This is a genomic window from Thalassobacter stenotrophicus, assembly GCF_001458315.1.
GTDB lineage: Bacteria > Pseudomonadota > Alphaproteobacteria > Rhodobacterales > Rhodobacteraceae > Thalassobacter > Thalassobacter stenotrophicus.
On record NZ_CYRX01000033.1, the window covers coordinates 553,226 to 576,758 of the forward strand.

General features: G+C 59.2%; 25 protein-coding genes. 9 read left to right on the top strand and 16 right to left on the bottom strand.

Features of this window, described 5'->3' with window-relative positions:
- Positions 1 to 10: 10 nt before the first annotated feature.
- Positions 11 to 538, top strand: coding sequence for an ester cyclase (locus THS5294_RS17195; protein ID WP_058124682.1), 528 nt, complete (start codon positions 11 to 13; stop codon positions 536 to 538).
- Positions 539 to 541: 3 nt separating this feature from the next.
- Here the strand turns inward: THS5294_RS17195 and THS5294_RS17200 are convergent, their stop codons facing one another.
- Positions 542 to 757, bottom strand: coding sequence for a hypothetical protein (locus THS5294_RS17200; protein ID WP_038004833.1), 216 nt, complete (start codon positions 755 to 757; stop codon positions 542 to 544).
- Between the two features lie 107 nt (positions 758 to 864).
- Between THS5294_RS17200 and THS5294_RS17205 the strand changes: the two genes are divergently transcribed.
- Positions 865 to 1,146 (top strand): DUF2312 domain-containing protein, encoded by a 282-nt coding sequence (locus THS5294_RS17205; protein ID WP_038004835.1) that lies wholly within the window; start codon positions 865 to 867, stop codon positions 1,144 to 1,146.
- Between the two features lie 67 nt (positions 1,147 to 1,213).
- On the opposite strand, the gene THS5294_RS17210 is transcribed toward THS5294_RS17205, so the two are convergent.
- On the bottom strand, positions 1,214 to 3,598 hold the full coding sequence (locus THS5294_RS17210; RefSeq protein ID WP_058124683.1) for a methyl-accepting chemotaxis protein: 2,385 nt from the start codon (positions 3,596 to 3,598) through the stop codon (positions 1,214 to 1,216).
- Between the two features lie 105 nt (positions 3,599 to 3,703).
- Positions 3,704 to 4,966, bottom strand: a complete 1,263-nt coding sequence (purD, locus tag THS5294_RS17215) for a phosphoribosylamine--glycine ligase (RefSeq protein WP_058124804.1) — start codon at positions 4,964 to 4,966, stop codon at positions 3,704 to 3,706.
- A gap of 132 nt (positions 4,967 to 5,098) precedes the next feature.
- On the opposite strand from purD, the gene THS5294_RS17220 reads away from it, so the two are divergent.
- Genes THS5294_RS17220 through THS5294_RS17230 form a run of 3 tightly spaced genes read left to right on the top strand, consistent with a single transcriptional unit; the run spans position 5,099 to position 8,413 of the window.
- The gene (locus THS5294_RS17220; protein WP_058124684.1) at positions 5,099 to 5,785 is read left to right on the top strand and encodes a type 1 glutamine amidotransferase; all 687 of its coding nucleotides are present in this window, start codon (positions 5,099 to 5,101) and stop codon (positions 5,783 to 5,785) included.
- Positions 5,778 to 7,130, top strand: coding sequence for a glutamine synthetase family protein (locus THS5294_RS17225; protein ID WP_058124685.1), 1,353 nt, complete (start codon positions 5,778 to 5,780; stop codon positions 7,128 to 7,130). Before THS5294_RS17220 ends, THS5294_RS17225 begins: the two co-directional genes overlap by 8 nt.
- A complete protein-coding gene (locus tag THS5294_RS17230) occupies positions 7,127 to 8,413 on the top strand; it encodes an NAD(P)/FAD-dependent oxidoreductase (RefSeq protein ID WP_058124686.1) in 1,287 nt (428 codons plus the stop codon). Before THS5294_RS17225 ends, THS5294_RS17230 begins: the two co-directional genes overlap by 4 nt.
- A 58-nt stretch (positions 8,414 to 8,471) precedes the next feature.
- Here the strand turns inward: THS5294_RS17230 and xseA are convergent, their stop codons facing one another.
- The 9 genes from xseA to THS5294_RS17275 all read right to left on the bottom strand — a co-directional run bounded on the left by xseA (position 8,472) and on the right by THS5294_RS17275 (position 17,187).
- Positions 8,472 to 9,887 carry an exodeoxyribonuclease VII large subunit gene (xseA, locus tag THS5294_RS17235; protein ID WP_058124687.1) on the bottom strand — a complete coding sequence of 472 codons (1,416 nt, stop codon included), beginning with the start codon at positions 9,885 to 9,887 and terminating at the stop codon, positions 8,472 to 8,474.
- Positions 9,888 to 9,896: 9 nt separating this feature from the next.
- Positions 9,897 to 11,228 (bottom strand): glutamine synthetase family protein, encoded by a 1,332-nt coding sequence (locus tag THS5294_RS17240; RefSeq protein WP_058124688.1) that lies wholly within the window; start codon positions 11,226 to 11,228, stop codon positions 9,897 to 9,899.
- Positions 11,225 to 12,028 carry an ABC transporter permease gene (locus THS5294_RS17245; protein ID WP_058124689.1) on the bottom strand — a complete coding sequence of 268 codons (804 nt, stop codon included), beginning with the start codon at positions 12,026 to 12,028 and terminating at the stop codon, positions 11,225 to 11,227. The genes THS5294_RS17240 and THS5294_RS17245 overlap by 4 nt, the downstream gene beginning before the upstream one ends.
- A complete protein-coding gene (locus THS5294_RS17250; protein ID WP_058124690.1) occupies positions 12,028 to 12,909 on the bottom strand; it encodes an ABC transporter permease in 882 nt (293 codons plus the stop codon). Before THS5294_RS17250 ends, THS5294_RS17245 begins: the two co-directional genes overlap by 1 nt.
- A 45-nt stretch (positions 12,910 to 12,954) precedes the next feature.
- Entirely contained in the window at positions 12,955 to 13,683 is a 729-nt protein-coding gene (locus THS5294_RS17255; RefSeq protein ID WP_058124691.1) for a transporter substrate-binding domain-containing protein, read from the bottom strand.
- Between the two features lie 42 nt (positions 13,684 to 13,725).
- Positions 13,726 to 14,505: an ABC transporter ATP-binding protein gene (locus tag THS5294_RS17260; RefSeq protein ID WP_058124692.1), complete on the bottom strand. Its 780-nt coding sequence runs from the start codon at positions 14,503 to 14,505 to the stop codon at positions 13,726 to 13,728.
- A gap of 148 nt (positions 14,506 to 14,653) precedes the next feature.
- Complete coding sequence (locus THS5294_RS17265) at positions 14,654 to 15,367, bottom strand: substrate-binding domain-containing protein (protein ID WP_072936588.1); 714 nt, start codon at positions 15,365 to 15,367, stop codon at positions 14,654 to 14,656.
- 14 nt (positions 15,368 to 15,381) lie between these two features.
- On the bottom strand, positions 15,382 to 15,822 hold the full coding sequence (locus THS5294_RS17270; RefSeq protein WP_058124694.1) for a tellurite resistance TerB family protein: 441 nt from the start codon (positions 15,820 to 15,822) through the stop codon (positions 15,382 to 15,384).
- Positions 15,823 to 15,897: 75 nt separating this feature from the next.
- A complete protein-coding gene (locus tag THS5294_RS17275) occupies positions 15,898 to 17,187 on the bottom strand; it encodes an O-acetylhomoserine aminocarboxypropyltransferase/cysteine synthase family protein (RefSeq protein ID WP_038004860.1) in 1,290 nt (429 codons plus the stop codon).
- 281 nt (positions 17,188 to 17,468) lie between these two features.
- Here THS5294_RS17275 and THS5294_RS17280 point away from each other — a divergent pair, with 281 nt between their 5' ends.
- Genes THS5294_RS17280 through THS5294_RS17290 form a run of 3 tightly spaced genes read left to right on the top strand, consistent with a single transcriptional unit; the run spans position 17,469 to position 18,722 of the window.
- Positions 17,469 to 17,846: an NADH:ubiquinone oxidoreductase subunit NDUFA12 gene (locus THS5294_RS17280; protein ID WP_058124695.1), complete on the top strand. Its 378-nt coding sequence runs from the start codon at positions 17,469 to 17,471 to the stop codon at positions 17,844 to 17,846.
- 40 nt (positions 17,847 to 17,886) lie between these two features.
- Positions 17,887 to 18,339, top strand: coding sequence for an outer membrane lipid asymmetry maintenance protein MlaD (gene mlaD, locus THS5294_RS17285; protein WP_058124696.1), 453 nt, complete (start codon positions 17,887 to 17,889; stop codon positions 18,337 to 18,339).
- A 2-nt stretch (positions 18,340 to 18,341) separates the two neighbouring features.
- Positions 18,342 to 18,722, top strand: a complete 381-nt coding sequence (locus THS5294_RS17290; protein ID WP_058124697.1) for a DUF2155 domain-containing protein — start codon at positions 18,342 to 18,344, stop codon at positions 18,720 to 18,722.
- Here THS5294_RS17290 and aat read toward each other — a convergent pair.
- Genes aat through THS5294_RS17310 form a run of 4 tightly spaced genes read right to left on the bottom strand, consistent with a single transcriptional unit; the run spans position 18,686 to position 22,765 of the window.
- The gene (aat, locus tag THS5294_RS17295; protein ID WP_058124698.1) at positions 18,686 to 19,327 is read right to left on the bottom strand and encodes a leucyl/phenylalanyl-tRNA--protein transferase; all 642 of its coding nucleotides are present in this window, start codon (positions 19,325 to 19,327) and stop codon (positions 18,686 to 18,688) included. The two genes, THS5294_RS17290 and aat, sit on opposite strands and share 37 nt — an antisense overlap.
- 9 nt (positions 19,328 to 19,336) lie before the next feature.
- Positions 19,337 to 20,590, bottom strand: coding sequence for a multidrug effflux MFS transporter (locus tag THS5294_RS17300; protein ID WP_058124699.1), 1,254 nt, complete (start codon positions 20,588 to 20,590; stop codon positions 19,337 to 19,339).
- Positions 20,577 to 21,230, bottom strand: a complete 654-nt coding sequence (locus THS5294_RS17305; RefSeq protein ID WP_038004868.1) for a DsbA family oxidoreductase — start codon at positions 21,228 to 21,230, stop codon at positions 20,577 to 20,579. The genes THS5294_RS17300 and THS5294_RS17305 overlap by 14 nt, the downstream gene beginning before the upstream one ends.
- Positions 21,227 to 22,765 carry a class I adenylate-forming enzyme family protein gene (locus tag THS5294_RS17310; protein ID WP_058124700.1) on the bottom strand — a complete coding sequence of 513 codons (1,539 nt, stop codon included), beginning with the start codon at positions 22,763 to 22,765 and terminating at the stop codon, positions 21,227 to 21,229. Before THS5294_RS17310 ends, THS5294_RS17305 begins: the two co-directional genes overlap by 4 nt.
- A 74-nt stretch (positions 22,766 to 22,839) precedes the next feature.
- On the opposite strand from THS5294_RS17310, the gene THS5294_RS17315 reads away from it, so the two are divergent.
- Positions 22,840 to 23,460: a helix-turn-helix domain-containing protein gene (locus tag THS5294_RS17315; RefSeq protein ID WP_038004872.1), complete on the top strand. Its 621-nt coding sequence runs from the start codon at positions 22,840 to 22,842 to the stop codon at positions 23,458 to 23,460.
- The last annotated feature ends 73 nt before the right edge of the window (positions 23,461 to 23,533 follow it).

A 23,533-nucleotide genomic window follows, 5' to 3' on the forward strand; every position in this document is an offset into this window, starting at 1 on the left:
GGACGTCCCCATGAAAGGCAGCCGCCCCGAACAAGCCACCCTCACGCGTGAAGCCGATATGTCCAAGACCGAAGAGACCCGGGCGGTAATCGAAGGTATGGTCGATGGATTGAATGACCACCGCATTGCCGACATCGGAGAGTTCTTTGCTGAAGGTTTTCGTTGGATGGGTAATACGGGATGTGGCACCAAAGAAGGCCTGCGCGCGTTTCAAGAAAACTGGCAAAAGCCCTTTCAGGCTGCGTTTTCGGACAAAGTCTGCGTGGATGAAGCGCGACTTTATATGGGTGAGTGGGCCGCAGCTTTTGGTCGGCAAGAGGCCAATCATTCAGGCCGGTTTATGGGCGTCGAAGCCACAGGTAAGCGGATTACAATCCGCTACATGGATTTTTGGAAGGTTGAGAACGGTAAGATTGTCGATAATTACGTAATGGTAGACTTTCCCCACGTGCTCGCACAGCTCGGGGTTGATGTTTTCAACGGCGAAGGTTGGGAAGCGTTTGATCGCGGTGACAAGCAGCCGCCACAGCCGGGGTAAGCGTCAGCTGAGAAAGATGCCGACAACAACCAACATCAAGCCTAGCGCGGATATAGCCACGGCACCGAGGTTCAGTGCCACCAACCCGCGTAGGCGCAGCTCCATTTCTGCACCTTCAAGTCCTGCACGCTTGGCTTTCACCGCAATAGCGACACACCATACAAGCAGCGCTATTCCCGCGAATGTCATGCCTGCGCCGATCCACACCATCCATTCCATGGTTTTGCTCCCTTTGAGTTGCCCTTCGCTAGCGTCAGAATCCCCGTTGCGCAAGACGGGTCGTCAGGATAGGCACGGTGCTCATTCCGTTCCGCAGGAGCTTGCTTATGTCCGATATGTCCGCCGAAACCCACTCGAACTCAACGCCCGATAGCTACCGTGTCACAGCCGACGAACTGCGTCAGTTCATCGAACGTCTTGAGCGCCTTGATCAAGAGAAGAAGGACATTGCTGAGCAGCAGAAGGAAGTGATGGCCGAAGCCAAAGGGCGGGGCTACGACACTAAGGTTATGCGCAAAGTAATGGCGCTGCGGAAGCGTGAGCCTGACGATATTGCCGAGGAAGAGGCAATATTGGACATGTACAAAGAAGCCCTGGGGATGCGCTAGGCGCTCTATAGTTCCAGCGTGGCCTTGGTGTTTGAACCCAAAGGCTACGTTTTAACTTGTATACTGCTTATGCCACCAAAGCGTTCTGTCCGTCTTCTGTGGTATCCTGCTGTGTTTTGAATGCGCCAACCGCGCCCATTAGGCTTGCCGCTTCCTCGTTCATTACATTGATAGCCGCAGTTGTTTCCTCGAACATTGCTGCGTTTTGTTGGGTCGATTGGTCCAGATGAGCACATACTTCGTTCACTTCAGCTAGACCTGAACTTTGTTGATCCGACGTTTCTGCAATGCGTTGAATCCGATCGGAAATTTCCTGCACGCGCGTAGCGATCGCTTCAAGTGAAGAGCGGCTTTGGTCGACCAGTGCCACACCGTCCCCGATGCTTTTGTCGTTGAGTGAAATCAAGCCAGCAATCTCTTTTGCGGCCTCAGAAGAGCGGCCAGCGAGACTGCGAACTTCATTGGCGACAACCATAAATCCGCGACCAGCTTCACCCACTCGGGCGGCTTCAACGTTAGCATTCAGGGCCAAAAGGTTGGTTTGGAAGGAAATGTCGTCGATCAGGTCAATCACCTTGTTGATTGCGGCGGAGCTTTTCTTGATCTCCTCCATCGCCTGAACGGTTTCTTGCAGAAGGGTATTGCCTTGATGGGTTGCCCGGTTCACATCGGCGGCGTCTGCGCTGGCTTCACGTGCGATGCCAGATGCCTCTTGAACCGACGTCGTGAGCGCGGCCAAGGAGACGGTGGTTTCTTGGAGCGACGCTGCATTGTTTTCAGTCCGTTTTGCCAAGTCTTGAGCGGCAGAAGCGATGCTATCGGTTGAGTCGCGCATATTCATGCTGCTGTCGCGGATGCTGCTAACGATTTTCGTCAGGCTGTCCATCGCATCGTTTACGCTGCCGATGATCAGTTTAAAAATACCATCGTATTGGCCTGCAACTCGGTGGCTCATATCGCCCTCAGCCAAAGCTTCAACCGCTGTCTTAATAGCAGAGAGGCTGGTTTCCGTTGCCTGGCCGATCTCATTTATGCCGACGCAAAGCTCTTTGAATGTGCCTTCTTTGTCCTCGACGGGGAGCCGCTTTGAGAAATCACCATGGGCGAAAGATCGTACAACTGACGCGATTTCCTCCGCGATCTTTTCGTTCGTTTTGCGGGCTTGTTCCTCATTCGCGGCTTCGGCCAAAGCGGTTCGTTCCGCGGTCGCTGCTGCTTCGCGCTCCTGCTGTCGCCGTGTTTCGACTTCGTTGCGTTCACGCTCCTGCAACTCTGCTTCTCGGGATTGAGCTTCAAGAATGCTGTCGCGGAATGATGCGATTGCGGCCGACAGTTGCCCCAGTTCAGTTTCTGTTACCTCGGGCACTTCGGTTTGCAATTCGCCCTCTGCCATTTTTGTCGCGACAGTTGAGATCTCAACCACCGAGTTGCGAATGACCCGTGCCATCAGCACGCTGAAGGCCAAGCACAAGAGGAAACAAGCTGTTAGCCCTGCGACTGTCAGGATACCGTTTGTGAGGATTTGTCTTTGGGCGGCATTGGTGAACGCGAGCAAATCTGCGGTGAGCGAGTCTTCAAATTCCTTCAAAAGGTTGATTTTGTTTGTCTGTGCGGAGAAGTGTGCGGGCCCTGTGATGCCCTCAGTCGCACCACTTAATCCACCCGCGTTCGCCACATCGCGCATACGCTGAACACTGGTCGCGGCCTCAGAGGACATCAATGTATCAAACCGAGCGATCTGTTCTGCGGTCGCGTCGGATTTGAACTGCGAATAGTACACGTTTTGCGCAGCGATCAGCACGTTGAGGCGCGTTAGGGACTGCACCGTAAAGCCCGCCGCGAAGCCACCGGAACCGATGGCGCGCTCAATGCCGGCTCGCTCCTTGCCTTGCAAGAAAGCGGAATAGGCGGAAATGGCTGCAAAGCTGCGTGGGTCTGGGCTTTGCGCGGCAAAGGCGCGGATTGCTGATAAGACGTCTGCGTTGAGCTTGGTGTAGTAGGCGACAGCCTGGCCCACCGAAACCGATTGCGCATCCACTTGCGACCGCATGTCATCCATCACGGCAAGCTGGGTTACGATGCCCTTAAGCTGTGGATTGATCGGATTGTCAGGATACCGTTGCGATAGCTCTGCAATCTGCCCTTTGATCTCTGTGCGTAGCTTCGTCGTCAACTCGCGCTGATCACGCAATTCGGGGCCGAATGTTTGACCCTTTGAGCTAAGAAATAGGGCGGATGCGCCCCGCTCTTTTTGCTGTTCATGCACCAATGCGGATAGCCGCGTTGAAAAGGTCGTATATGTGATTAACGTGCTGTAATCACTGTATTCCCTCACACTTTTCACAGTGGAAAAGAGCGACAGCATCGCGGCAAGAACAATGGGCAGGGCGGTCGCTGCAAGGATAGCCCAAAGAATCGGTTTATGGCGAAGGAATGCAGTGATTTTGGGCATCAGGAGCTCTCAGGTTGTGCGAGTGTTCCATCCTGCTACCGCAAAATTCTTTATTGTCTGTGAACAGGCAGGCCGCGCTATGGGCCTGCCGTAGTTTTTGGGGCGTTACAGCGCCCGCCACCCGATATCACGGCGGCAAAAGCCACCGGGCCAATCAATTGTATCGACCATCTTATAGGCGCGTTCGCGTGCTTCTGCGAGGCTATCTGCCCGCGCGGTCACCGCCAACACCCGGCCGCCTGTTGCCACGATTGCGCCATCTTTTGCCGCTGTACCTGCGTGGAACACCATGGTTTTGCTGTCTTCTGCAATGTCGTCCAGCCCGTTAATCTTGCTGCCTTTTTCATAGGCGCCAGGGTAGCCATTGGCAGCCATCACAACGGTCATCACGTGATCATCCGCCCAGTGCACCTGCGCTTGCGAAAGCCGCCCTTCGGCACAGGCAAGCATAACATCCAATGCTTGCCCACCAAGGCGCATCATCAGGCATTGGCACTCAGGGTCACCAAATCGCACGTTATATTCCACGAGGCTTGGCTGGCCGTCTTTGATCATCAGACCGACGAACAAAATACCCTGATAAGGGCTGCCGCGACGTGCCATTTCCGCCATCGTTGGCCGCACGATTTGCGCAAGTGTTGCCTCTACCACTTCGGGCGTCATCACGGGCGCGGGGGAATATGCGCCCATACCGCCAGTGTTGGGACCGGTGTCGCCATCACCGACGCGCTTATGATCTTGAGCGGTGCCGAGCGGCATGAGGTTTTCGCCATCGACCAGCACAAAAAAGCTGGCCTCTTCACCTTCGAGGAAGGCTTCGATCACGACCTCCGCGCCGGCATCGCCAAACGCACCGCCAAAGATATCCTCTAGCCCGGCAAGGGCTTCGGCCTCTGTCATCGCAACAATCACGCCTTTGCCCGCAGCAAGCCCGTCGGCTTTGACGACGATAGGCGCGCCCTGTTGGCGAACGTAATCCTGTGCGGGGGCCAGTGCGGTGAAACGTGCGTATGCGGCGGTTGGGGCACCTGCGGCATCGCAGATCTCTTTGGTGAACGCCTTGGAGGCTTCTAGCTCAGCCGCGGCTTGGCTGGGGCCAAAGCACGCGATGCCCGCCGCGCGGATCACGTCAGACACGCCAGCGGCCAAAGGCGCCTCAGGTCCGATGATTACAAAATCCACTGCATTTGCCACGGCAAAGTCCGTCACCGCAGCGCCGTCCATAATGTCGAGGTCTGCGCACCAAGCGAGGTGCGCCATACCCGCGTTTCCGGGCGCCACAATCAAGCGGTCACATTTTGGGTTTTGCTTGACCGCCCAAGCCAGCGCATGTTCGCGCCCGCCGCTGCCGAGGATCAGAATATTCATGCGGGCCTCCTTGGGCATCATCCAGTTGGCCTCGGTTTACGCGCCTCGGCCCCCGCCCGAAAGAGGCAAAACGCCCGCTTGGCAAGGCGCTGTGTCGCGCCTAAGGTCGCGCTGCAAACGCACAGGTGAATTATGCACATCGGTATCTTGCAATGCGGCCATACCTCGGGCGAGGTCGCAGCGCACCACGGAGACTTCGACACCATGTTCGAGGGCCTCTTTAACGGACACGGCCTGACCTTCTCCAGCTATGACATCGAAAACATGGTCTTTCCGCCCAGCGTCACCACGTGTGATGGCTGGCTTCTGACTGGCTCAAAGCACGGCGCATATGAGGACCATCCATTTATTCCTCCGCTTGAGGCGTTCATTCGTGACGCCTACGCAGCGGGTATCCCGCAGGTTGGGATTTGTTTTGGCCATCAAATCATGGCGCAGGCGATGGGCGGAAAAGTTGTCAAATATGATGGTGGCTGGGGGATTGGACGCGCTGTTTACCGCATGGGGGACCGCGATATCGCGCTGAATGCGCTGCATCAAGATCAGGTTGTCACACGGCCCGAGGCGGCTCGTGTTCTGGCCTCTTCTGATTTCTGTGAGAATGCGGCGCTTGTGTACGGGGACCGCATGCTTTCGCTTCAGCCGCATCCTGAGTTTTCACCGCAAGTGATTGAGACCTACATTAAGATGCGCAGAGGCATGGCAGGCTATGACCCTGACCGCATGGATGCGGCGGTGGTTGCGTTGGATCAGCCCATTGATCAGGCATCAGCCGCTGCCATGATCGCGGCCTTTTTCAAGGATGCACATAATGGATGATTGGCTTTCTGGATTGCCCGAGCACGCGCGCGCCTACCTTAAGGGGCGTCGTCTGGATGAGGTGGAATGTATCGTTTCGGACCTGTCGGGCATTGCCCGGGGCAAGGCGATGCCGGCGGCTAAATTCGCCAAGCAGTCTCATTTTTACCTGCCTGCCTCAATCTTTCAGCAGACCATCACAGGTGAGTGGGCCGACGATGGGGACCAGCCATTCCTTGAGCCCGACATGATCCTGCAACCGGACCTAGAGACTGCCTGCGCGGCACCGTGGACGGCGGATTGGACCCTTCAAGTCATACACGACATGGTCGATCCTGACGGCGCGCCTGTGCCCGTCGCTCCGCGCAACGTGCTGGCGCGTGTCGTCGCGCTGTACCGCGCCCGCGGGTGGGAGCCCGTCGTTGCCCCAGAGATGGAATTCTACCTTGTGGCGCGCAACACGGACCCGCGCCAACCCGTGGTTCCGCCCTTGGGGCGCTCTGGGCGGCCGGCGGCGGCGCGACAGGCCTATTCCATGTCTGCGGTGGATGAATACGGTCCCGTTATCGACGATATTTATGATTTCGCCGAAGCGATGGGCCTCGAGATCGACGGCATCTTGCAAGAGGGCGGCTCGGGTCAGATCGAGATGAACCTGCGCCACGGTGATCCGGTGAAACTGGCCGATGAGATATTCTATTTCAAACGCATGATCCGAGAGGCCGCTCTGCGCCACGATTGCTATGCCACGTTTATGGCCAAGCCGATCCAAGATCAGCCGGGCAGCGCGATGCACATTCACCACTCGGTCGTTGGTACGGATGGTAACAACATTTTTGTGGACGCGCAGGGCGAGGAAACGCCTGCCTTTTCGCACTTCATCGGGGGCATGCAAAAGCACTTGCCGCAGGTGATCGCGCTTTTGGCGCCTTACGTGAACAGTTATCGCCGGTATGTGCCGGATTTCGCCGCGCCAATTAACCTCGAATGGGGGCGGGATAACCGGACCACAGGCCTACGCGTGCCGATTTCGAACACGCAGGCTCGGCGATTGGAAAACCGGATCGCGGGAATGGATTGCAACCCCTACCTCGGGATCGCAGGGTCATTGGCTTGTGGCTACTTGGGGTTGGTCAATCAGATTGAACCGGCAGAGCAATTCAAAGGCGACGCCTACGCGAGTGATGAAGGCATCCCGCGGAACATGGCCGAAGCGCTGGACCTGTTCGCCGAGGCGACCGAGATCCATGAGGTGCTGCACCCGCGATTTGCTGAGATTTATCGCTCTGTGAAGGATTTGGAATATCGGGCCTTCCTACAGGAGATTTCCCCGTGGGAGCGGGAGCACCTGCTGTTAAACGTATGAGCTGGCTGCATACCAATGGCCCGTTGAGCCAGCATCCAGACAGCTATTATGCGAGCCTTCAGCCGCCGATGCCGCAGTATGAACCTCTGCGTGGGGCAACGACAGCTGACGTCTGTGTCGTGGGTGGTGGGATCACGGGGCTATCGACGGCTTTGCATGCTGCGCAGATGGGCCAAGATGTCATTGTGCTGGAGGCTGCGCGCTTTGGCTGGGGCGCGTCGGGGCGGAATGGCGGGCAAGTGGGCAGCGGCTTTAACTGGGATCAGCGCAAGCTGGAGAAAAAGCTAGGCGTTGAGATGGCCGCGCAGCTTTGGACGCAGGCGGAAGAGGCCAAAGCACTCACCCGTGAGTTGATCGAGGCGCATGCGCCAGAGGCCGATTATCGGCCGGGAATTGTGCATGCGTTTTCGCGCGAGCAAGAGGCGACAGGCTACGGCGAACACATGGCACATATGGCGGACCGGTATGGCCAGTCGTTAGATTTATGGTCAAAGGATGAAATGGCCACACGCCTCGGTACGCAGGCCTTTGCGGGTGGCGTGGTGGATATGAGCGCAGGTTTTTGTAACCCGCTTGCCTATGTCGCGGGGCTGGTGCGCGCATGTGAGGATACTGGCGTTAGGCTGTATGAGCGTTCTGAGGTGCATCGCCTAACATCAGGCCTTGTCCAAACGAACGGTGGGGAGGTGCGCGCGGCCAGTGTGGTGCATGCGACCAACGGGTTGGGTCCGCACCTGACTAGCCGCGTGGCAGCGCGGGTCCTGCCCATCAATAACTTTATCGCCGTGACTGAGCCTTTGGGCGCTGCAGCCCCTATGACTGATCCGATTGCGGTGGCGGATGATAGGTTCGTCGTGAATTACTTTTGGCAAACCCGGGATGGGCGGTTGGTTTATGGCGGGGGCGAAAGCTATGGCAAACGCTATCCATCTGACATTGCCACGCGGGTGCGGCAGAACCTTGGACGGGTATATCCGGAGTTGGCGGATGTGCGGTTTGATCACGCGTGGGGGGGCACCCTAGCAGTGACGGCCACAAGGTTGCCCTTTGTCGCGGATTTGGGTGGCGGTGTTTTTGCGGCGGGCGGGTATTCGGGGCACGGGTTGGCCTTGTCAGGGCTTGCGGGCAAGGTCCTTGCAGAGGCGACATGTGGCGACCGAACTCGCTTGGATTTGTTGGGTAAGTTGCCCGTGCCTGCATTGCCCGGGGGGCGGATGTTTGGGGGCTTGATGGCGACAGGTGGGATGATCTGGGCGGCCGCTATGGACCGGTTGCGCGGTTGAATGGGGCTCTGCCCCCGTCCTGCGGACGCCCCCGGGATATTTTGAAACCAAAGACTGCTTAGAAGAGGGAGCCTTGATCGGGCGGGGCTATTTTTTGTTTTGGTTTCTTGGGAGTGGTTGGCGTGACTGGTTTGCGCCCGTCTGCGAATTCGATTTCCACGGTTTCTACTGATTTGAGGGCTTTGTGGGAGGTGACGACGGCATCATCGCCCCAGACGACGGCGTAGCCGCGTTTGAGTGTTTCTTCGTAGCCCAGAGATAGGCGCATGCGTTCCAATGAATCGAGTTTTGCGCGCAGTGCAGCGACCTGTGATTGGGCGCGGGGGGCGAGGCGGGCTGTGGCAGTTTGGAGACGTTGATCTTGCGTGCGCAGGGCTGCGCGGAGTGTGTTGGGTGTCATGCGCCCTTCGAGCCGCGACAGCGCCATACGTCCGGCATTGGTGCGCGCGCGCAGGGCGTTTGGCAGACGTTCTGAGCTGAGGTCGAGGCGCTGGCGCGGTTGAGATAAAAGCGTGTCGGGGCGTGGTAGAGCGCGGGCCAGATCGGTGGCGCGTTGGGTGCGTTGGCGCAAGCCCATGCGAAGCGTCTGTGTCATCCGCGCGCCCTGCTGATCGACCCAGCCCATCAGGTCCAGCCGCACGGGTACGGCCATTTCCGCGGCGGCGGTGGGGGTAGGGGCGCGTTGATCGGCGGCGTAGTCGATCAGCGTGGTATCCGTTTCGTGCCCCACGGCTGAGATCAGGGGAATGCGGCTTTCGGCGGCGGCGCGCACGACGATTTCTTCGTTGAAGCCCCAGAGGTCCTCGATCGAGCCACCGCCACGGGCCACGATGATCAGGTCCGGTGTGGGCGCGCCCTCGGGCATCGCGTTGAAGCCGCGGATCGCATTCGCGACTTCGGGGGCGCAAGGTTTGCCTTGTACGGCCACTGGCCAGATAATCACACGCCGTGGGAAGCGGTCGCGCAAGCGGTGCAAAATATCGCGGATTACGGCGCCGGAGGGTGAGGTGACGACGCCGATGACCTCGGGCAGGTAGGGGAGGGGTTTCTTACGTTCCGGCGCGAAGAGACCTTCAGCGGTAAGCTGTTGCTTACGCTTTTCAAGCATGGCCATCAGGGCACCTGCGCCTGCGACCTCTAACTCCTCAACGTTCATGTTGTATTTTGACTGGGCGCCGTAAGCCGTGAGGCGGCCTGTGACGATGACCTCCATCCCCTCTTCGGGCTGTACGCTGAGCCGGGCGGCTTGGCCTTTCCATGTGGTGCAGGCGAGCGTGTTGCGATCGTCTTTGACGTCGTAATAGATGTGGCCTGACCGCGCGCGGACAACACGCCCGACCTCACCGCGCACGCGAATGCGCCCAAACTCACCCTCTAGGGTGCGTTTGACGGCGCCCGACAGCTCGGACACGGTGAATTCAGGGGCGTTTGATCCGTTGGGATCGCCGGTGGGGTCGTCGTCAAGGAGGTCCATGGGCAGAGGTTAAACCGTGTCGAGATAGAGGTCCATGCGCTCTGCGTCGGTTAGCTCGCTCACGTCGGTTAATTCTTGCTTCTTGGTTAGCAGAAGGTTCTGGATCAATCCCTCGGGCAGGAGGCGCTTGATCCAAGGATCGCTTTCAAATCGGGCGATGGCCTCGGCCCAAGTCTCGGGCGTTTGGGGCAGGTCTAGCGCGTATGCGTTGCCGGTGATCGGTGCGGGTGGTTCATTGGCGTCCTCGATCCCTGCGAGAGCCGCGCCCAATACGACCGCGAGCATCAAGTAAGGATTAATGTCACCGCCCGCGATGCGATGCTCGATGCGGCGCGCCACGGGAGGGCCGGAGGGCACACGGATGGCCGCCGTCCGGTTCTCATAGGCCCATGCGAGCCCTGTGGGAGCATGGGCGCCGGGCACAAGGCGGTCGTAGCTGTTGGCGTGGGGGGCGAAGATGAGCATTGATGCGGGTGTGGCCGCCAGCAGGCCCGCAATGGCGTGGCGCAGGGTTTCTGTGCCCTTTGGGCCGCCATCGTCAAAGATGTTCTTGCCGGCCTGATCAAGCACGGAAAAGTGCGTATGCAGACCGTTGCCCGCATAGTCGGGATAGGGCTTGGCCATAAAGCTGGCCGCAAATCCGTGTTTGCGGGCAAGGCCTCGGACCAACAACTTGAAAAGCCATGCGTCATCCGCGGCTTTTAGGGCATCAGGCTGATGCATCATGTTGATTTCAAACTGGCCAAGACCTGCCTCGGAAATGGCGGTGTCCGCGGGAATGTCCATGGCCTCGCAGGCGTCGTAGAGTTCGGTAAAGAACTGATCGAACGCATCCAGCTGGCGCATTGCCAAGGTCTCGGCTCCGGCACGGCGTTTGCCAGAGCGGGGCGAGGGCGGCACACGCAGGACGCGGCGACTGTCATCGATCAGGTAAAATTCTAACTCGGTCGCCACTACTGGCGTCAGCCCCTTTGCGGTGTAGCGCGCGACGACAGCGTTTAGTGCGTGACGCGGGTCACCGGCAAACGGGCGGCCTTCGTCGTGGAACATCCACAGCGGCAGCAGAGCGGTGGGTGTTTCGAGCCACGGCATCGGCACATAGCCCCGGTCGGTGGGCAACAGAATGCCGTCCGCGTCGCCGGTGTCAAACACCAGCGGGCTGTCTTCGATATCTTCGCCCCAAATATCCAGATTGAGGACAGAAAACGGGAACCGTGTGCCCTCATCCTCAAGTTTGTGGGCAAAGCGGCGGGGAACACGTTTGCCTCGGGCTTGGGCGTTTAGATCGCACGCAACCGCGCGGACAGAGTGAATGTGCGGGTTGTCGTGGAGCCAACTCATCGGATCAGTGTGGGCCTTATCTTTAGCTTGGGAGCCTTGCCGAGGTGTCGGTTCAGGCGACGATTGATCGCCCCCATAGACAGGATCACCACCAAGGTCAGCAGGATGAAATATCCCGCAAGAATGGGGTAAGGCACAAAGGGATTAAAGGTCTTATCGGCGAAATAGTTAGCGTAATACAGGGCATCGCCGCGTTGCTGGCGCGCGGGAAAGCCGGAAAAGAACACCAGTGCAGTGGCGTGAAACAGAAAGATCGCCTCATTCGTATAGGCCGGCCAAGCGAGGCGCATCATCGTGGGGAATGTGATGCGGCGGAATTTGGCGTAGCCGGATAGGCCATAGGCGTCCGCGGCCTCCATATCGCCCTTTGGGATCGATTTGAGTGCGCCGAAAAAGATCTCACCGGAGTAGGCGGCGGTGTTGAGGAACAACACAATCAATGCGCCCAACCATGCCGACGAAAACGCGTCAAAGATCGGCGAGACGCCTTTGAGCGAGAGAAAGAAGAAGTAGGCGAAGAAGAATTGAATAAACAGCGGTGAGCCGCGGAACAAGAAGATGAACCATTCTGAGGGTTTGCGCACCAACCGGTTGCTGGAGGCCTTGCCCATCGCCACCGCGACCGCCAGCACAAAGCCCGCGAGCAGTGCGAAAACGCCGAAGTAGATGTTCCACAACATCCCCGAGCCGATCAGGGTGAACTGCTGGCACAGGGTGAAATCGCTGCGTGGGAGCAGTCGCTCACCGTAGCCGAGCGCGCGCAGGCCATAATCGCCAATGGTTTGCAGGCAGCTGTCCATCAGGCGGCTTTCCTTTGTGCTTCGCCGCCGGTGGTGGCTTGGCCGTGGGTCAGGCGGTTCATCAGCCGTTCTAGCACGACCTCGGATACGCGCGTAAAGGCGAGGTAGAACACCAGCAGAAACAGAAAATACCACATGCGCCAATCGCCGTGAGGGTAGTCTGTGAAGCGCGGGTTAGCCGTGCCGCCCAGTTCGCGCGCCCAGTAAACGATGTCTTCAACGCCCAACAGGAATAGCAGGGGGGTGGCTTTGATCAGAACCATCCATAAGTTGCTCAGGCCGGGCAGGGCATAGACCCACATTTGCGGCACGAGAATGCGCCAGAAGGTCTGGCGGTGGGTCATGCCGTATGCCTCCGCGGTTTCTAATTGCGCGCGGGGCACCGCCTGCATTGCCCCGTATAGGACGTTGGCGGCAAAGGCGCCGAACACGATGGCAAAGGTAAAGACCGCAAGCGCGAAGCCGTATACCTCATGCACCCATTGTGGTGCGTTGCCCAAGGGCAGTTTGGCCGCGTCACAGACGATGAAATCGTTGCCCTGGCGGATTGGTTGGTCCCAGTCGGGGCATAGTGCGCTGTGGCGCAAGAACTCTAGCCCCTGATCAAGGGCGATCACAAAGAACAAGAAAAATGCGATGTCGGGCACGCCGCGCACCACGGAGATATATCCGTGCCCAAGCCAGCGCACCGGCGCGATGCGTGAGCGCGCGGCAGACGCCCCGCCAAATCCCATCGCAAGAGACGTCGGCGCCGTGACCGCGAGCAACAATAGCACAGTGACGAAGGCCCAATAGAAGTTCGCATGCTTACCCGTGGTGAAGTAGCAGGCGAACCACTGGTAGGTCTCCAGGGTCGAGGGATCGGTGCAGAATGAGAACATAAGAAAATGAAGGGCGGCAGGTGTAACCCCGCCGCCCAAGCGCGATTAGAATTTCGCGCCGACTTCCCATTTTTCGATCAAGGCGTTGAGCGAGCCGTCTGCCTTCATGGAGGAGATTGCTGCGTCCATTTTCGCCTTCAGCTCACCGTCGCTTTCGCGCAGGCCCATGCCGATGCCGCCACCGATCAGCTCTTCACGCTCCAGCTTGGCTAGCTCTGCGTCGGCCTCAACGATTGGCGCCAGAAAGCTGTCGTCGGCCAGAACGGCGTCTGCTTCACCGGCTTTGACGGCAGCAACCGACTCCTCGGGGGAGGCGAATTCCAACAGCGTTGCGCCCATTTCAGCCACAAAAGAGGCTTGGATAGTGTTGGTCTGTGCGGCGATCACGGCGGTTTCGACGTTCAGGCCTTCGTTGCCCGCAGCCACCAAGTAGGAGGATGGATCGGGTTGTGTGTAGTTCTGAGTGAAGTCGATGACTTCATCACGCTCGGCTGTGATGGACATGCCAGCGATGATAGCGTCGTAGTTGCCGGACACGAGGTTGGGGATGATGCTGTCCCACTCGTTTGTGACCCACTCACAGGTCAGTTCGGCGCGTGCGCACAGCTCGTCGCCCAATTCGCGTTCAAAGCCGTCAACTTCGCCAGCGTCGTTGAGGAAGTTGAAGGGAGGGTATGCGCCCTCGGTGCCCAAACGGACAACGGAGTGGCCATCGGCAAATGCCGCGCCCGCGCCAATTGCGAGAAGTGCGGTGGATAGGATCAGCTTGTTCATGGTGGTCTCCCGTTAGCTGGTTTTGCTGGTAGTCGCCTAGGCTCAGGCCAAGTTGGTTGAGGCAAGAAAGCCTCTGAGCCGCTCGGATTTCGGTGTCTTAAAGAGAGCCTCTGGAGGGCCCTCTTCCTCTATCCTGCCTTGATGCAGGAATATCACGTGGTCTGACACGTCGCGGGCAAGCGCCATGTCGTGGGTCACGATCAGCATGGTCCGGCCCTCTGCCGCGAGGTCCTTGATCACGCGAATGACTTCTTGTTCCAATTCGGGGTCCAAGGCGGATGTCGGCTCATCGAACAACAGCGCCTTCGGCTCCATCGCCAGCCCGCGCGCAATCGCGGCACGTTGCTGCTGACCGCCAGACAATTGGGCGGGGTACGCATCGCATTTGTCGCCAATTCCGACCTTGTCGAGGATCGCGCGGGCGCGCACCTCAACCTCAGCCCGGTCCTGTTTGAGGACGGTGACAGGGGCCTCCATGACGTTCTCAAGGATCGTCATATGCGCCCAAAGGTTGAACTGTTGAAAGACCATCGACAGGTTCGTGCGGATGCGACGGACTTGTGCGGCATCACCGGGGACCCGCGCGGCACCTTGGCCTCTCCAGTGTACGGGTTCACCGCAGAAAATGACCTCACCCTGCTGGCTGTCTTCCAGTAGGTTGGCACAGCGTAGAAGCGTAGATTTGCCCGAGCCCGATGATCCGATGAGGGAGATCACATGCCCCTGTGGCGCCGTCACGTCCACGCCTTTCAGGACCTCAAGATCACCATAGGCCTTGTGCAGGTCCCGGATTTCGATCACCGGCGCGGTTTCAGAACTCATGGACATCCCCAGATCCAAATGACGCCTGACTTAGCGGTAATTCTTAGCGAATTGCAATGGTGCAGGCCGTAATGACGGAACGTCATGTGTGCGAGGCGCTGGTGTATCGGCCGATGTGCCAAAACAGGTGGCAGTCGGGTAGTGCAGCTTAGACGACTGGCGGCGGCGGGACGGGCACGTCAAAGTAGGCCGATTCTGGCCAGACGTGAAAGCCAGACAAGCCACCAAGAGCATCAGAGCCTCGCACAGGTGAGCCGTTGATCACGGCGTCTAGCGCTGCGCGCAGCGGGGCGGCATCACGCGAGAGCGCGGTTATCAAGGGCAGGCCCGGTGTGGGCTGCGTGCGCGACCGGATCGGTATGTCGGCAAATTGGGGCGTGTTGCGCTGCAACAACCGCCAGGTCACCGCGTCAATAAACGCGATATCCGCGCGTCCATCCGCCACTGCGTAGGCAGAGGCCGCGTGCGAGCCGGTCATGACTATGCGTGTCTCGGGGCCCACGGCGGGATCATTCTGCGCTGCGGCCCAGCCCGATTGGCTATCGGCCGCATTCACAGCCAACCTGACGTCCTTGGTGGGTGCCGTCCCAATACAAACCGAATGATAGCTGCCCACTGGACCCGGTAGGCCGAAATCTAACGTGCCCACATAGCTCACGCGGCCCTTTAGCGATGTCCGTAGCGGCAAGGCGCAGGTCTGGGAAAGGACAAGCTTAGGATCGGTCCAATGCGCGGTCCAATCCTTTGGCAGCGCGCTGGGCGGCGTCAGATCCGGGAGCCTTAGGCCAAAGTCGCATGCCGCATCTTGGATATCGCGCCAAAGGCCCGTCCACGCAGCAGCACCTGCCACGTCCCAATACATTGGCAGGCTCGCAATCATCCCCGCTTGGCGGCGCGCTGTCGCGCAAAGTTGCTGTCGCGGTCGTTGATGCCCAGCAGATTGGCGACCATGCGAAGGAACGTGTCTTCGTCGTGATCCCGCTCTCCGTCGGCAAGGACAACAGCCCAAAGCGCTTCGATGATTGCGGTGCGATCCTCTAGGTCAACGGCGTCCTTGATAGCGCGGGTAAAGCGGACGGTATCTGGCGCTTCGCTTTCCAACGTTTCGGCCTGACCGCGCAGCTTCGCGGCCTCAAACGGTGAGAGGCCGTGGCGGGCCGCAAGGATCTTGTCGATCTTGTCGATCTCAGCGGCTGCATAATCACCATCCGCGCGGGCCACGCGCACCAACAGGGCGGCCAGCGCCACTTGCGCATCTGGTTGAGGAAGGCGCTCGGGCTGAGGCGCGATGAGGCGGTTTAATAAGTCAGCAAACATAGGGCACCATATAGGAAAGCCCGGGGCAGAGTTTTAGGAAAAACGCCGCCCCGGGTCAAAATGAACGCAAAAGGATTAGGCTGTCGCTTTTGCCAGCGCTTGATCCAGATCGGCGATCAGGTCGACGGCATCCTCGATCCCGATGGAAACGCGCACGACATTTGGGGCGGCCCCTGCGGCTTCTTGCTGCTCAGCCGTCAACTGACGGTGCGTGGTTGAGGCGGAGTGGATGATCAACGACCGCGTATCGCCCAAGTTGGCCACGTGTGAGAAGATCTCGAGGTTATCAACCAACTTGATGCACGCCTCGTAGCCACCCTTGACCGCAAAGGTAAACAAACCGCCTGCGCCACGCGGACAGATTTTGGGCACGAGGTGATTGTACGGCGACGATTCGAGCCCAGCATAGGTGACGTAATCTACCCGTGGGTCCGCTTCGAGCCACTTGGCCAGCTTGGTCGCGTTCTCAACGTGGCGTTCCATCCGCAGGCTCAGCGTCTCAATCCCGCACAGCGTGTAGTGCGCCGCCTGTGGGTTCATCGTCATGCCCAGATCGCGCAGACCAATGGCAATCCCGTGGAAGGTGAACGCCATGGGGCCAAACGTCTCGGCGAACTTTAGGCCGTGATAGGCAGGCTCGGGCTGGCTCAGACTTGGGAACTTATCGTTCGCGGCCCAATCGAACTTACCGCTGTCCACAACACAGCCGCCGGTAACGGTGCCATTGCCGGTCAGGTATTTCGTGGTCGAATGCACAACAAGCGTGGCACCATGTTCAATCGGGCGCACAAGGTATGGGGTGGCAGAGGTGTTATCGACGATCAGAGGGATACCAGCCTCGTCGGACACAGCCGAGATCGCGTCCAAATCCGTGATGTGGCCACCGGGGTTGGCGATAGCCTCACAGAAAACCGCACGAGTATTTTCGTCAATCGCTGCAGCAACTGCTTTGGGGTCGTCCATATCGACAAACTTGGCAGACCAGCCAAACCGTTTGATCGTCTGAGAAAACTGCGTGACCGTTCCGCCATACAACCGGGTCGAGGCGACGATGTTGCAGCCAGGCTGCATCAGCGGAAACAACGCCATGATCTGCGCCGCATGCCCGGATGAGCAACAAACCGCACCAACACCACCCTCAAGCGTCGCGATCCGCTCTTGCAGCACAGCAACCGTCGGGTTCGTCAGACGCGAATAAATGTAGCCGACTTCCTGAAGGTTAAACAGCTTGGACGCATGCTCTGCATCGCGAAACACGAAGGCCGTCGATTGATAAATCGGCGTGTTACGTGCGCCTGTTGCGGGGTCAGGGTTCGCGCCTGCATGAATTTGCAGCGTGTCGAAGCCGTACGTTTGATCACTCATGTCATCTCTCCATGTCTTTTTGTCTTTTGTTGCGGCTTTGATAGGCCCGTGCGCTCGCGCCGTCCATCGCAACGATAAATCCAGCGCGGGAATTCGGCCTCGAATCCCGCTTAATCCCAGAATTTCCGCCCATTTTTCGCAAAACCCGCCCTCTTTGGTTTGGAAATATCCCCGCCGGAGGCACATAATCCTTTATTTCGCGCCACATGCCGCAGCCCACGGGCACTGGACGCTTCCCCGTGCGGGGCCTATAGGTGAGGCGTTCGAACCGGAGGACACCCATGTTCTATTTTCTCAAACGCGCCGTGACGTGGTGGAACAGTCAAACGCTGGGCACTCAGCTTTTCACGTGGCGCAAAGGCGAGCGTGTGGGTGAGGATGATCTTGGCAATACCTACTACCAAACAACAGGTGGTGTGCGTCGCTGGGTGATCTTCAATGGTGAGGCAGAGGCATCCCGCGTGCCGCCCGAATGGCACGGTTGGTTGCATCACACGTACAAGCTACCGCCGACCGAGTCGCCATTGCCGCACAAGGTTTGGGAAAAGCCGCACCAGATGAACCTCACCGGGACGGCTGCGGCTTATGTGCCAGCAGGATCGCTGAAACGTGCCAAACCCGTCGAACGCCAAGATTATGAGGCTTGGAGCCCGGAATAATCGGGGCTACGTATGGGCACCTTAACAAAGGGGCGCTCTGATGGCTGAAAACCGCACTGAGATTTTTGTAGGCACCGTGGTGCTGACCGTGGCACTCGGGTTCCTGTTCTATACGGCCCAGGCCACTGGCTTTGCGAACGGGCCGGGCAGCAGTGCTGCAAACTACTCGGCGTCCTTTCGCGCGGCCGATGGCATTGCAGTCGGGTCCGAGGTGCGTTTGGCGGGCGTCAAGTTGGGTACAGTCACGGATCTTGCTCTCAACCCCGTGACTTTTCGCGCCGACGCCACCGTGGCCGTACCTGCAAATCTCGAAATCCCTGACGACAGTTCACTGATCATCTCTTCCGAAGGGCTGCTTGGCGGCAACTTCGTTGAGATCGTCCCCGGCGGCTCGCCGTTCAACCTAGAACCCGGTGGTCAGTTTCTCGATACCCAAGGGTCCGTTTCTCTGGTGTCGTTGTTGATGCGGTTTGTGACCGGGTCCGAGGAGTAATGATGCGGCTTCTGGGCGCGTTCTCACTGGTCCTTGGCCTTCTGGTGGCCCCCGAAGTGGCACCGGCTCAGGGCACATCCGTTGTCACGGGCACAGGCACTGGCGCGGTTTTGCGCACATTGGACAAAGTCACAGGCGCGGTGTTCGATGTTGAGGTCGCTTCGGGTCAAACCATGGGGTACGGCACGCTCGAAATCACGCTCAGTGAATGCCGCTACCCTGCCAGTAACCCCGCAGGGGACGCTTTCGCGCATTTGACTGTGATGGATGGCAGCAAGCGCCAGGATATCTTTCAGGGGTGGATGATCGCCTCATCTCCCGCGCTCATGGCACTGGATCATGCCCGCTATGACGTCTGGGTGCTGCGCTGTATCACATCCTGAACAGGGGGCATTTCGGGTGCGCGGGTAAAGTCTGCCTCTTGGCCTAACGCGCGCGCCAGTTGCGCATGATACATCGCCCGCGGAATCTCTACGGCACCAAGCGACATTAAATGCGGTGTGACGAACTGCGTATCAAACAGGGTAAAGCCGCCGACCCGCAATCTGTGCACCAGATAGGCCAGCGCGATTTTTGAAGCATTGGTGCGCCATGAAAACATGCTTTCTCCAAAAAATGCAGCCCCAAGGGTGACCCCGTAAACGCCACCAACCAAGGTTTTATCTTCCCAGACCTCTAGGGCGTGCGCGTAACCCGCCCGGTGCAACGCGCTATAGAGGGTCGCGATAGGGCCATTGATCCACGTCTCATCCCTGTCGGCGCAGCCCTCAACCACTGCATCAAAAGCCGTATTGATACGGATTTGAAATGGCTCTTTGGCGATGTGTTTTCCCAAAGATCGGGAAATGTGAAAACCGTCGAGGGGCATGACCCCACGCTCGCGCGGATCGACCCAGAAAATCTCGGGGTCGTCGCGGCCCTCGGACATTGGGAAAATCCCGGCGGCATACCCCCGCAGGAGCGTTTCTGGCGTCAGCATGGTCGTCATAGCGGCACGCTACTCTGCATCGGAGGTGCGCGGCAACGCGACCATCAATCCCCGCGCCAAAACCGCAAGCACGCACACGCCGAGCATCAAAGGCACAGCGGTTCCGTCAAATGCCAGCCCCAACGGGATGGCAATAACCGCCCCAGCGATGGTCGCGACCGAGCCAATGACCGACGATGCGACGCCGGCGATGTGGCCCATGGGGCTCATGGCGATGGCGTTAACGTTGCCGATGGTCAGGCCTGCCTGAAAGAATACGGATGTTTTCCAGATGATGAACATTGCGAACAAAAGGCCTCCATCCAACAGACCCGCCAGCCAGACAATCGCGCATAGGCCTGACAAAAGGATCTGCGCCGCAAGGGTCCAGCGGATGATAAAGTGCATGCCCAGCTTTTCGACGAGCTTTGCGTTCAGCAACGACGCGGTGCTTGCGATCAGGGCGACCAACCCAAACCACAGTGGAAAACTGCCGGCACGGTCGAATGTGATGTCGAAAATCTGCTGGGTTGAGGCAAGGACCCCGAACAACATGCCATAGCACAACGCCTGTACCCCGATCGCGAGGCTCACGTTGCGGTTGGCCAACACTTCGCGGAGGCTGGATGCCAAAACGCCGGGGCGCAGGGGGCGTCGGGCCGCGGGCGGGTGGGTTTCGGGCTGTCGCAGCCCCATCCATAGGGACAGGATAATGGCAAACACCACAAACGCCGCAAAAATCCCGCGCCATCCCGTGACCCAGATAATGCCCGCGCCGATGGCTGGCGCGATGGCAGGCACCAGCGCAAAGACCAGCATGACAAAGGACATGATTTTCGCCATGCCACGCCCCGCATATTGGTCGCGCACGATGGCCAGCGTCACAACGCGGGGCCCTGCGGCGCCTAGACCCTGTAACACACGCCCCGCGATGACTGTTTCCAGTGTCGGGGCCACGTAGGCCAAAACCGAACCGATGCAAAACAAGAGCGCTCCGGCCAAAACAACCGGCTTGCGCCCGACCGCATCCGAAATTGGTCCCGCAAAGAGTGTTCCAAGGCCGAGGCCGAGGACAAATGTCGTGATGATCAACTGCGCGCGGTTTGGTTCATCGGGGGTCAGGTCGCGCGCGATGTCAGGCAGGGATGGCAGCATCGAGTCGATTGAAAACGCAACGATTGCGGTCATCATCGCCATGAGAGCGATAAATTCGGCGCGTGATAGCGGTGGCTTGGGCGTCAGTTGGTCGCCTGCCACCGCTGTGTTTGGGTCACTCGGGGGCATCTGCCGCTTTTATCTGGGCGTTCAGGTCGTCAATCACTTGGCCCCATAGCTCGGGTGGTTGTGCACCGGGCACGACGTGTTGATTGGCAATAATAAATGTAGGCACAGCACTGACGCCACGCTCACGCGCATGGGCGTCTCGGGCACGGATATCATCCGCATCGGCATCACTGCTCAGCAAGCGGCGGGTCATATCCGCCTCTAGCCCCGCGCGGGTGCCAATTTCGACCAGCGCATCCCGGTCACCGATGTCTTCGCCTTTGATGAAATAGGCTTCAAACAGAGCCTGCGCCATGGGGGTCTGTTTGTGTTCCAGCCCGGCCCAATGGATCATCCGGTGCGCGTCCAGCGTATTTGGCGTGCGGGTGATGCCCTCAAGGTTAAGGTTCAGGCCCATGGCCTCGGCCGTCTCAGCAATCGGGGCATAGGCGCGCACCGCGGCCTCTTTGCCGCCAAACTTTCCCTCTAAATAAGCGCGGCGATCCATACCTTCGGGCGGCATGTCCGGGTTCAACTGGAACGGATGCCAAGCCAGCACAAAGGGGTGGTCGCCCGCCGCCTCTAGGGCGCGGAACAGATGGGTTTTGCCAATGAGGCACCAAGGGCAAATCGGGTCGGAAAGAATATCAAGGGTGATCATCCCCTCTCGTCGTCCACTCGGCTGCGTTTTGCAACCCCTGAGGCAAGGACCGCCGCCTCTGCCTCAGTGCGCAAGGCGCGGCGGTTTAGTTTGCCATTGGCATTTCGCAGCAGCGTTCCACACGCGAAATAGAGGCGCGGCTGTTTGTACCGGGCCAGATGGGTCTGAGCCATGTCGCGGATATCGTCTTCTTGGCCGCCGACATGAAACAGCGCAATCACACTCGTGTCTTCGTGGAGCCTTACCTCGCAGGCGGCCACTTCCGACACGCCGGGCGTCAGCGCGAGCTTGGTTTCCACTTCAAGGGGCGAAACCCGAAAGCCCCCGGCGTTCATCATATCATCGCGGCGCCCTAGGTATGTGATCGCTCCATCGCGGGCCATAGTGACGTAATCACCGGTGCCAAACCAAGCCGTGCCAAGGGGCGCGGGCCCTGTGTCCGGTTCCCAATAGCCCAGCATCAAGCCCGGCTCAGAGGCGTGTAGGCACAACTCCCCGGGGGTGTTGTAATCTACGGCTGTGCCCTCGGCACGCACGCTGATGTGACGCCCGGCTTGTGGGTAGCCAGCCGTGCCGGGTGCCGCGGGCCGTGTTGGGCTGCCAGAGATATAGGTTGAGCATTCGGACATCCCCAAAGCCTCATGCACGGCGGTGCCGGTTGCCTTGATCCATGCGGCACGTGTGATGTTCGGCAGGGCCTCTCCCGCGCTTAGCCCATGACGTAGCCTGCGCAGGGGCGGGGTCGGTCCCCGCAGCATTTGACGATAGACGCCTGGGGCTGCAGCAAAGATCGTGACGTTGTGCGCGGCAATCATCGCGGGCAGGTCCTTGGCTTTGGTGCCTTCCGCGGGGATCAACGCAGTGGCCCCAATGGCCCAAGGGTCCATTAGTCCCGTCCCCATCGTATAGGTCCAATTAAAGGCGCCTGCGTGCATCAAACGGTCGTCGACCCGCAGGCCATACCAGCCGTCCCACATCATTTGCCGCGCCCATACGGCCCGGTGGGCATGACAGACGGGCCGTGATTTTCCTCCGCTGCCAGAGGTGAACACAATGTAGGCGGGTCGGTTTGGGTCTCCCATCTCTGCGGTCAGCGGGGGCAGACTTTGCATCTGGCGCAAGCTATCGGCATCAAGCAGTGGCAGATCCGTTTCAGGTACCGCTACGCCCTGTGACGTGGCAATGGCCGCCGGTGTGACCTGCGAGATGAGGGCCGCAACCTCAGCACTTGTCAGGGCGGCGGCCGTTGGTACGGGAATGATGCCTGCCCAAATGCAGGCCAAATACGTCAGGGGACAAATCACTGAATTGCCTTGGCGTAGCATCAACCGATCACCAGGCTGCAGGCCGGCATCCCGCAACCCGCGCGCCATGCCTGCTACGGCTTGTCTTAGGTCCGCATAGGTCCACGGTGCGGACCCGTCTCCAACAACTTGCAAGGCGCAGGCGTCGGGCTTTCCAGCCTGCAAAACATAGGCCGCCATGTTGAACTCAGCGGGCGGGGCAGGAAACGTATCGTGAAAAACAGCAGGCATATGCCATGTTTAAGTATCCAAACCCCATGCGGCAAGCGCTTGCAGCGACTTTGGGCTGAGGATACAAAGGCGCCATGTCCAAGACCGAACCCAGCCTGATCCGCTTGGCCCGCGAAAGCGGGGGCGACCGCAGCCCCGAGCCCCTCAACCTCGCGGAGCGGGTGCGCTCCTTGCGCAAATCACGCGGCTGGACTTTGGAACAGGCCGCTAATCAGGCCGGTCTCGCGCGGTCCACCCTCTCCAAGATCGAGAACGGCCAAATGTCCCCCACGTGGGAGGCACTCAAGAAACTCGCAACGGGTCTAGAGATTTCGGTGCCACAGCTGTTCACTCCCCCCAAAGAGGGTCAGGTCACGGGGCGCCGCACAGTCACCCGTATGGGTGAGGGTGAGGCCCATGTCACCACGACTTACGAACACGAACTGCTGGCGGGCGCTCTCACGACCAAACGGATGCTGCCCTACCGCGCCCGTATTCGCGCGCGCTCCTTCTCTGATTTCGATGATTGGGTCCGTCACGACGGAGAAGAATTCCTGCTGGTGCTCACAGGCGCTATCCGGCTCTACACCGAATTCTACGAGGCCATCGAAATGCGTCGTGGCGACAGCGCCTATTATGACGCCTCAATGGGCCACAATGTTGTCTCGGTTTCGGACGAAGACGCCACGATACTCTGGGTCACATCGCTGCCCTAAACCCTTCTTTGGTTTTCAAATATCCCGGGAGTGTGAGGGCAGCGCCCTCACGGGTCGCGGGGCCAAAGGCGCC

Coding starts and splice junctions, on each gene's coding strand:
- aat (WP_058124698.1), bottom strand. CDS start 19,327: ATGACGACCATGCTGACGCCAGAAACGCTCCTGCGGGGGTATGCCGCC.
- THS5294_RS17265 (WP_072936588.1), bottom strand. CDS start 15,367: ATGTATTGGGACGTGGCAGGTGCTGCTGCGTGGACGGGCCTTTGGCGC.
- THS5294_RS17300 (WP_058124699.1), bottom strand. CDS start 20,590: ATGCCCCCGAGTGACCCAAACACAGCGGTGGCAGGCGACCAACTGACG.
- THS5294_RS17315 (WP_038004872.1), top strand. CDS start 22,840: ATGTCCAAGACCGAACCCAGCCTGATCCGCTTGGCCCGCGAAAGCGGG.
- THS5294_RS17305 (WP_038004868.1), bottom strand. CDS start 21,230: ATGATCACCCTTGATATTCTTTCCGACCCGATTTGCCCTTGGTGCCTC.
- THS5294_RS17275 (WP_038004860.1), bottom strand. CDS start 17,187: ATGAGTGATCAAACGTACGGCTTCGACACGCTGCAAATTCATGCAGGC.
- THS5294_RS17280 (WP_058124695.1), top strand. CDS start 17,469: ATGTTCTATTTTCTCAAACGCGCCGTGACGTGGTGGAACAGTCAAACG.
- THS5294_RS17200 (WP_038004833.1), bottom strand. CDS start 757: ATGGAATGGATGGTGTGGATCGGCGCAGGCATGACATTCGCGGGAATA.
- THS5294_RS17240 (WP_058124688.1), bottom strand. CDS start 11,228: ATGAGTTGGCTCCACGACAACCCGCACATTCACTCTGTCCGCGCGGTT.
- THS5294_RS17225 (WP_058124685.1), top strand. CDS start 5,778: ATGGATGATTGGCTTTCTGGATTGCCCGAGCACGCGCGCGCCTACCTT.
- mlaD (WP_058124696.1), top strand. CDS start 17,887: ATGGCTGAAAACCGCACTGAGATTTTTGTAGGCACCGTGGTGCTGACC.
- THS5294_RS17245 (WP_058124689.1), bottom strand. CDS start 12,028: ATGGACAGCTGCCTGCAAACCATTGGCGATTATGGCCTGCGCGCGCTC.
- xseA (WP_058124687.1), bottom strand. CDS start 9,887: ATGGACCTCCTTGACGACGACCCCACCGGCGATCCCAACGGATCAAAC.
- THS5294_RS17220 (WP_058124684.1), top strand. CDS start 5,099: ATGCACATCGGTATCTTGCAATGCGGCCATACCTCGGGCGAGGTCGCA.
- THS5294_RS17250 (WP_058124690.1), bottom strand. CDS start 12,909: ATGTTCTCATTCTGCACCGATCCCTCGACCCTGGAGACCTACCAGTGG.
- purD (WP_058124804.1), bottom strand. CDS start 4,966: ATGAATATTCTGATCCTCGGCAGCGGCGGGCGCGAACATGCGCTGGCT.
- THS5294_RS17195 (WP_058124682.1), top strand. CDS start 11: ATGAAAGGCAGCCGCCCCGAACAAGCCACCCTCACGCGTGAAGCCGAT.
- THS5294_RS17290 (WP_058124697.1), top strand. CDS start 18,342: ATGCGGCTTCTGGGCGCGTTCTCACTGGTCCTTGGCCTTCTGGTGGCC.
- THS5294_RS17255 (WP_058124691.1), bottom strand. CDS start 13,683: ATGAACAAGCTGATCCTATCCACCGCACTTCTCGCAATTGGCGCGGGC.
- THS5294_RS17260 (WP_058124692.1), bottom strand. CDS start 14,505: ATGAGTTCTGAAACCGCGCCGGTGATCGAAATCCGGGACCTGCACAAG.
- THS5294_RS17270 (WP_058124694.1), bottom strand. CDS start 15,822: ATGTTTGCTGACTTATTAAACCGCCTCATCGCGCCTCAGCCCGAGCGC.
- THS5294_RS17210 (WP_058124683.1), bottom strand. CDS start 3,598: ATGCCCAAAATCACTGCATTCCTTCGCCATAAACCGATTCTTTGGGCT.
- THS5294_RS17230 (WP_058124686.1), top strand. CDS start 7,127: ATGAGCTGGCTGCATACCAATGGCCCGTTGAGCCAGCATCCAGACAGC.
- THS5294_RS17310 (WP_058124700.1), bottom strand. CDS start 22,765: ATGCCTGCTGTTTTTCACGATACGTTTCCTGCCCCGCCCGCTGAGTTC.
- THS5294_RS17205 (WP_038004835.1), top strand. CDS start 865: ATGTCCGATATGTCCGCCGAAACCCACTCGAACTCAACGCCCGATAGC.